Genomic DNA, 6,800 nt, shown 5'->3' with positions numbered 1-6,800 from the left:
CTGCTCGACAAGTCCGAAAAGAATATCCGTGGGCTGCAATATTTCGCCAAGGTGGATGTGACGCAGGAGCCGGGTTCGGAGCCTGACAAGACGGTTATCAACGTCAATGTGCAGGAGCAATCGACGGGCGCTCTCTCGCTGAGTGCGGGCTTCTCGACGCTCGACAACGCGGTTGCGGGCGTGCAGCTATCGGAGCGCAACTTCCTCGGTCGCGGGTTGCAGCTCAGCACCAGCTTCTCGATTTCGAAGCGCCGTCAGCTCGTCGACTTCCGCTACACGGATCCCTATCTCTTCGACCGCGATCTGGTGGGCGGTTTTGATCTCTTCGGCAGTGAAACGAACTACCAGAATGAATCGTCGTTCAACTCCCGGTCACAGGGCTTCGGGCTGCGGTTCGGTTTCCCGCTTTCCGAGAAGGCGCGCTTCCTTGCGCGCTACCAGTTCCGTTACGACGATATTTTCGACGTTCGTTACAAGGCCTGTAACGATCCGACGCTGTTGCCCGGCGAGTGGTGCGTGTCGCCAGTCATTAAGGCGGCTGAGGGAACCAAGTACCGCTCCATCATCGGCTACGACTATTATTACGACAATCGTAATGACCCCGTTGATCCGACCGGCGGCTGGGACTTCCTGTTCACGCAGAATTTCGCTGGCCTCGGCGGTAACGTCCGCTACGTTTCCAACGAAATCCTCGCCCGCCTTTATGTGCCGCTCAATGACGACTTCCTGACAAGCTGGAAGATCGATGGCGGCTATATCCACGGCATTAGCGAAGATGTTCCGCTGGCGGACCATTTCTTCAAGGGTGGTAACACGATCCGTGGCTTTGACCGTGGCGGCGTTGGCCCGCGCGACCTGAGCTCGACAAACCAGGATGCCGTCGGTGCGCTTGCCTATATTTTCGGTTCGGCAGAACTGGGCTTCCCGAACGGTCTTCCTGAAGCACTCGGTGTGAAGACATCGATCTTCGCGGATGGCGGCTTCATCGGTCTCACTGATTATGACCAGACGCTTTTCACCGGCATCGTGGATGATTTCGCGCCGCGCGCGTCGGTCGGCTTGAGCGTTTACTGGCAGTCTCCCTTCGGACCCATTCGCCTCGACTTCGCGCATGTCGTTGTGAAGGAAGATTACGACCAGACAGAAGCCTTCCGCTTCAGCGCTGGTACATCGTTCTGATACGCCCGAAAGACAGCTAAATATCAAAGTTTCAAAGAGGAATACTCGAATGGGTTTCACGTCTGCTGTAAAGCGTCTGGCTGTTGTTGCAGCGCTTGCGTTGGGTATGTCTGCTGCACCGGCGCTGGCGGCGGGGCCTGCTGTCATTCTGGTTGTGGACACGCAGGGGGTCTTTGCACAGTCCAAGGCCGGGCAAAGCATTCGCAACCAGTATGAAGAGCAGATGAAGAAGCTCGTCGCCGAAGGAAAGAAGACGGAAGAAGGCATTCAGGCCGATGCAAAGAAGCTGGCGGAAGAACGCCCCCTTCTTTCGCAGGATGACCTGCAGAAGCGCGCCGAGGCTCTTCAGAAGCGGGGCGTCGAGTTTCAGCAGTCCTACCAGAAGAAGCAGAGCGCTCTCCAGCTTGGCCTTCAGCGTGCTGAAAACCGTGTTGAAGCAACCCTGCGTCCGATCTTCGCCGAAATTCTGAAGGAGAAGGGCGCTACCATCCTCTTCGATCAGGCGGTGGTTCTGGCGGGCGGCGCTGACATGGACATTTCCGCAGAGGTGCTGAAGCGCCTCAATGAGCGGTTGCCCACTGTTGAAGTGAAGCCGCTGACGGATGCCGAAATACAGGCGATGCAGAAAGCCAACGGCCAGTGAATTCGACGGAGTGAGTTCGTAAGCGGCGGGCTCCTGCCAGGATAAGAAAAGCAATGGCGGACACGCGTTTCTTCACGTTGGAAAAACCGATGCCTCTGGGTGAACTCGCCCGCAGGACGGGGGCAACGCTGGCGCCGGATGTCGATCCTGAACGTCTCGTCGAGGATGTCGCGCCGCTTGATGCGGCCGGCCCCTCGCAGGTCAGCTTTCTCGACAACAGGAAATATCTGCCCGCCTTTGAGACGACAAAGGCTGGCGCATGTTTCGTTCATCCGAAACTTGCGGAGCGCGCGCCGAAAGGGGTGGCGCTGCTGCTGACGGAGCAGCCCTACCGCGCCTATGCGCTGGCCGCGCAGGCCTTTTATCCCAAAGAGCTTCGCGGCGAAGACATGTTCGGCGAGCAGGGCCTCATCCATCCACGCGCTATCGTGCATGAGACGGCGAAGCTCGGCGAGAATGTCACCATCGAGCCGGGTGCCGTGATCGGCGCCGGAGCGGAGATTGGTCGCAACACCGTCATCTGCTGCAATGCCAGCATCGGCAAGGGGTGCACTGTCGGCAAGGACAGCTACATAGGCCCGAATGCAAGTGTGAGCCACGCGCATATTGGCGATGGTGTGATGATCCATGCGGGTGCCCGCATCGGGCAGGACGGTTTCGGCTTCGCGATGGGATACCCGAAGCATGAGAAAGTGCCGCAGCTTGGCCGCGTCATCATTCAGGACAATGCGGAGATCGGCGCGAACACGACCATCGACCGCGGGGCCGGGCCGGATACGGTGATCGGCGAGGGCACGAAGATTGATAATCTTGTGCAGATCGGCCACAACGTGGAGATGGGGCGCGGCTGCATCGTGGTGGCGCAGACCGGCGTTTCAGGCAGCGCGAAGCTTGGCGATTTCGTCGTGCTTGCCGCGCAGGTGGGCGTGACAGGCCATCTGACGATCAATAGCGGCGCGCAGATCGCCGCGCGCGGCGCGGTGGTGCATGATGTGCCTGCCGGGCAGCAATATGGCGGCGTTCCCGCCAGACCGATTGCAGAGTGGCGGCGCGAAGTAGTGGAATTGAGACGTTTGGGGCGGGGCAAGCGGCGCCCCGCCGAGTCATCCGAAGAATAGAGACAGACGAAAGTAGAAGGAGGGGTGCATGAGCGAGGCTGAAGCGCCGGAAAAACTCGATAGCGCTGACATCAACAGGGTGCTGGAGCTTCTCCCTCATCGCTACCCCATGCTGATGATTGATCGCATCATCGAAATGAACAAGGATGAATCAGCGATCGGCATCAAAAGTGTCACCAATAACGAGCCTTTCTTTCAGGGGCATTTCCCCGGCCACCCCGTCATGCCCGGCGTTCTGATTGTCGAGGCAATGGCGCAGACGGCGGGCGCGCTTGTCATCAATCATCTGGGCACTTCGGGCAGCAACCAGCTCGTCTATTTCATGACGGTAGATCGCGCTCGCTTCCGCAAGCCTGTTGTGCCGGGCGATGTGCTGCATGTGCATGTCAACAAATTGCAGAACCGTGGCACGGTGTGGAAATATCGCGGTGAGGGACGGGTGAACGGTCAGCTTGTAGCCGAATGCGAGCTGGGAGCGATGATCGCAGGCCCGGTCACGAAATGACAAAGATACACCCGACTGCCATTGTCGATCCGGGGGCGCAGATTGCGGCCGATGTCACCATCGGCCCCTACTGCGTTGTGGGCGGCGATGTAACGCTGGGCGAGGGGGTCGTTCTCCATTCCCATGTGGTTGTGGAAGGGCGCACAAGCATCGGCGCGCGGACACAGATTTTTCCCTTCGCCTCCATCGGCCATGCGCCGCAGGACCTGAAATACAAGGGCGAGCCGAGCAAGCTCGAGATCGGGACAGACAATCTCATCCGCGAACATGTCACCATGAATCCCGGTACGGCTGGTGGCGGCATGCTGACGCGCGTGGGAAATCATTGCGCCTTTCTTGCAAGCTCCCATGTCGGCCATGACTCGATCATCGGCGACTATGTGGTTTTCTCGAATAATGTGATGCTCGCCGGCCACTGCAAGATTGATGACTATGTGATCTTCGGCGGTGGTGCGGCGCTTCATCAGTTCGGCCGCGTCGGCAAGCATGCCTTTGTGGGCGGCATGAGCGCGGTCGAGAATGACGTGATCCCCTATGGTCTGGTTGTCGGCAACCGCGCAAACCTCATGGGGCTCAATCTTGTGGGCCTCAAGCGGCGCGGTTTCTCCCGCGAACAGATCCATGCAATGCGTGATGCCTATAATGCCATTTTCGCGGATCAGGGCACGCTGCGGGATCGCGTTGAACAGGTTGCCGAGCGGTTTGCCGATAATGCGGATGTGATGGAGATCGTGAATTTCATCCGCGCTGAAGCGGATCGCGCCATCTGCATGCCACGCCCCGGCCGAGGGGCATGATCGCTCGCCATGAGCGCCAGCCAAAAACCTCGCAAACTCGGCATCGCTGCCGGTAGCGGACCTATGCCTGTTGCGCTTGCCGAGGCGGCGCGCGCGGCCGGGCGCGAGGTTTTCATCATCGGCATCAAAGGGGCGGCGGAAAGGGAGATCGAACGCTTTCCCCATGCCTGGGTCGGCATCGGCGCAATGGGAGAGTTCATCCGTCTGCTGAAGGATGAGCAGTGCGAGGATGTGGTGCTGATCGGTCCCATTCGCCGCCCGAGTCTTTCCAGCATCATTCCCGACAAGCTTGGCCGCCAGATCATGCCGCGCGTGGCGCGCTGGATGCTGCAGGGCGATGACGGGTTGCTGCGCGGACTCTCTTCCTATCTGGAAGAAGAACACGGGCTGCGTATCGTCGGCGCGCATGAAATCGCAAAAGACCTGCTGACACCGCCCGCCTTGCTGACAAGCACCGCGCCCAACGAGGCAGATGAGCGCGATATCGATGTAGCGATCCGCGCAACGCTTGCCATAGGCGCGCTTGATATCGGGCAAGGCTCCGTTGCCTGTCGGGGCATCGTGCTCGCACTTGAGGCGGCAGAGGGAACGGACGCCATGCTGGACCGCGTGGCCGGATTGCCGGCCCATTTACGGGGCCGCGAAGGCGCGCGCGAGGGTGTACTGGTGAAGCTCTCGAAGCCGGGGCAGGAGCGCCGCGTCGATTTGCCGACCCTTGGCCTCACCACGGTCGAGAAGGTGGCTGCAGCAGGACTTGCCGGGATAGCGGCAGAGGCAGGCGGGACACTTCTCGTTGACAGCGAAGCGGTCGCGCGGGCGGCAAACCGGGCAGGCATCTTTGTGCTTGGCCTCACGCCTGAGCGGATTGCGAAGGCAAGCAAATGACTGCAAGCGCGACGCCGGAAAAGCATGTCATGCTGGTCGCCGGTGAAACTTCCGGCGATGCGCTTGGCGCTGAACTTATGGTGGCGCTGCGCGAGCTGTCGAATGTGCCGCTGCGTTTTTCAGGCGTCGGCGGGCCTGCCATGGAACGGCAGGGTTTCACATCGATTTTTCCCATGACCGATATTGCGGTGATGGGGCCACGCGAAATCATTCCGCGCCTGCCGCTCATCTTTCGCCGCATCTGGCAGACGGTGCGCCATGCCGCCGATGAAAAGCCTGATCTGGCGGTTGTAATCGACAGCCCCGAATTCACGCATATGGTCGCAAAGCGGATGGCGCGGCGAGCGCCGGGCATTCCGGTCGTGAATTATGTTTTACCGAGCGTATGGGCCTGGCGGCAGGGCCGCGCTCGCGCGATGCGCCGTTACATCAGGCGTGTTCTGGCGCTTTTGCCCTTTGAGCCGCGCTTTCTGGAGAAGGCGGGGGTCGATTGCGTCTATGTCGGCCATCCCGCGATCGAGCGCTTGCCCGAAGAGGGAAGCGGTGCCCGCTTTCGTGTGGCGCGCGGCATCGCGCCTGAGACACCCTTGCTTCTTGTTCTGCCTGGCAGCCGGCTCAATGAGGTCAAGCACCTCGTCGAGATTTTCGGTGAGACGGTACAGAAGCTCGCAATCGAGATGCCGGAGCTGCGCGTCGTCGTGCCGACCGTGCCCCATGTGCGCGAGCTGGTGGAAAAGGCCGTCAAGGAATGGGGCGTGCCTGTCGATTTGGTCGAGGGCGAGGAGGGTAAGCGCGCCGCCTTTGACGCCGCCACGGCGGCGCTTGCGGCTTCCGGCACGGTTACGCTCGAACTCGCACTTGCGCGTGTGCCGATGGTCGTGGCCTATCGTGCGGAAGCTGTTGTCGGCTGGTTCGCGCTCAGCATACTGAAGATTCCTTCCGTGGTTCTGGTGAACCTCATTCTCGACCGGCCATCGGTGCAGGAATATCTGCAAAGCAGATGTACAGCCGATAATCTGTTCGAAGGCTTGCGGCCTTTGATGCGCGACACGCCGGAGAGGCTGCGGGCACTGGCCGACCTTGATGAAGTGCGCGCCCGCATGGGCGTGGGCGGCGAAAGCCCGAGCACGCGTGCTGCCCGCGCGGTCCTCGACCTTCTCACCGACTAGCCAAAGAAAAAGGGCGCTTCCGAAGAAGCGCCCTTGAACGTGTCGGGGAAGCGCTTACTTGCGCTTACCGATATCCACATAGTCGCGGCGCTGTGCGCCCGTGTAGAGCTGGCGCGGACGGCCGATGCGCTGGCTCGGATCTTCAATCATCTCGTTCCACTGTGCGACCCAGCCCACCGTACGGGCGAGGGCGAAGAGCACGGTGAACATGGTGGTCGGGAAGCCCATCGCCTTCAGCGTGATGCCCGAATAGAAGTCGATATTCGGATAGAGCTTCTTCTCGATGAAATACTCGTCATTGAGAGCGATCTTCTCAAGCTCCAGCGCGACATCAAGAAGCGGATCGTCCTTGATGCCGAGAACGCCAAGAACTTCGTGGCAGGTCTGCTGCATCACACGCGCGCGCGGGTCATAGTTCTTGTAAACGCGGTGGCCGAAGCCCATCAGGCGGAACGGATCATTCTTGTCCTTCGCCTTCTTGATGTATTCGGGAATGCGATCAAC

8 protein-coding genes are annotated in these 6,800 nt (G+C 60.2%); 7 read left to right on the top strand and 1 reads right to left on the bottom strand.

Annotated features, from left to right (window positions below):
- The 7 genes from bamA to lpxB form a co-directional block, all read left to right on the top strand.
- Positions 1 to 1,179 (top strand): outer membrane protein assembly factor BamA (gene bamA, locus WBF74_RS08325; protein ID WP_424438008.1); only part of this gene is annotated, 1,179 nt, incomplete at its 5' end.
- A gap of 49 nt (positions 1,180 to 1,228) precedes the next feature.
- The gene (locus tag WBF74_RS08320) at positions 1,229 to 1,822 is read left to right on the top strand and encodes an OmpH family outer membrane protein (protein ID WP_424438005.1); all 594 of its coding nucleotides are present in this window, start codon (positions 1,229 to 1,231) and stop codon (positions 1,820 to 1,822) included.
- 53 nt (positions 1,823 to 1,875) lie between these two features.
- Positions 1,876 to 2,940, top strand: a complete 1,065-nt coding sequence (gene lpxD, locus WBF74_RS08315; protein ID WP_424438002.1) for a UDP-3-O-(3-hydroxymyristoyl)glucosamine N-acyltransferase — start codon at positions 1,876 to 1,878, stop codon at positions 2,938 to 2,940.
- Between the two features lie 28 nt (positions 2,941 to 2,968).
- On the top strand, positions 2,969 to 3,445 hold the full coding sequence (gene fabZ / locus WBF74_RS08310) for a 3-hydroxyacyl-ACP dehydratase FabZ (RefSeq protein ID WP_424437999.1): 477 nt from the start codon (positions 2,969 to 2,971) through the stop codon (positions 3,443 to 3,445).
- Complete coding sequence (gene lpxA, locus WBF74_RS08305) at positions 3,442 to 4,242, top strand: acyl-ACP--UDP-N-acetylglucosamine O-acyltransferase (RefSeq protein ID WP_424437996.1); 801 nt, start codon at positions 3,442 to 3,444, stop codon at positions 4,240 to 4,242. Before fabZ ends, lpxA begins: the two co-directional genes overlap by 4 nt.
- Before the next feature lie 9 nt (positions 4,243 to 4,251).
- Complete coding sequence (locus tag WBF74_RS08300) at positions 4,252 to 5,127, top strand: LpxI family protein (protein ID WP_424437993.1); 876 nt, start codon at positions 4,252 to 4,254, stop codon at positions 5,125 to 5,127.
- The gene (lpxB, locus tag WBF74_RS08295; protein ID WP_424437990.1) at positions 5,124 to 6,296 is read left to right on the top strand and encodes a lipid-A-disaccharide synthase; all 1,173 of its coding nucleotides are present in this window, start codon (positions 5,124 to 5,126) and stop codon (positions 6,294 to 6,296) included. Before WBF74_RS08300 ends, lpxB begins: the two co-directional genes overlap by 4 nt.
- A 54-nt stretch (positions 6,297 to 6,350) precedes the next feature.
- On the opposite strand, the gene WBF74_RS08290 is transcribed toward lpxB, so the two are convergent.
- The coding region (locus WBF74_RS08290) for a citrate/2-methylcitrate synthase (RefSeq protein ID WP_424437987.1) at positions 6,351 to 6,800 on the bottom strand (450 nt) is incomplete at its 5' end.

It is taken from the genome of Parvibaculum sp. (assembly GCF_049672805.1).
Classification (GTDB): Bacteria; Pseudomonadota; Alphaproteobacteria; order Parvibaculales; family Parvibaculaceae; genus Parvibaculum.
This window is presented reverse-complemented; position numbering and strand designations above follow the sequence as displayed.

Bases quoted from the DNA above. Each gene is read 5' to 3' on its own strand.
- WBF74_RS08320 (WP_424438005.1), top strand. From the start codon at position 1,229: ATGGGTTTCACGTCTGCTGTAAAGCGTCTGGCTGTTGTTGCAGCGCTT.
- lpxD (WP_424438002.1), top strand. From the start codon at position 1,876: ATGGCGGACACGCGTTTCTTCACGTTGGAAAAACCGATGCCTCTGGGT.
- fabZ (WP_424437999.1), top strand. From the start codon at position 2,969: ATGAGCGAGGCTGAAGCGCCGGAAAAACTCGATAGCGCTGACATCAAC.
- lpxA (WP_424437996.1), top strand. From the start codon at position 3,442: ATGACAAAGATACACCCGACTGCCATTGTCGATCCGGGGGCGCAGATT.
- WBF74_RS08300 (WP_424437993.1), top strand. From the start codon at position 4,252: ATGAGCGCCAGCCAAAAACCTCGCAAACTCGGCATCGCTGCCGGTAGC.
- lpxB (WP_424437990.1), top strand. From the start codon at position 5,124: ATGACTGCAAGCGCGACGCCGGAAAAGCATGTCATGCTGGTCGCCGGT.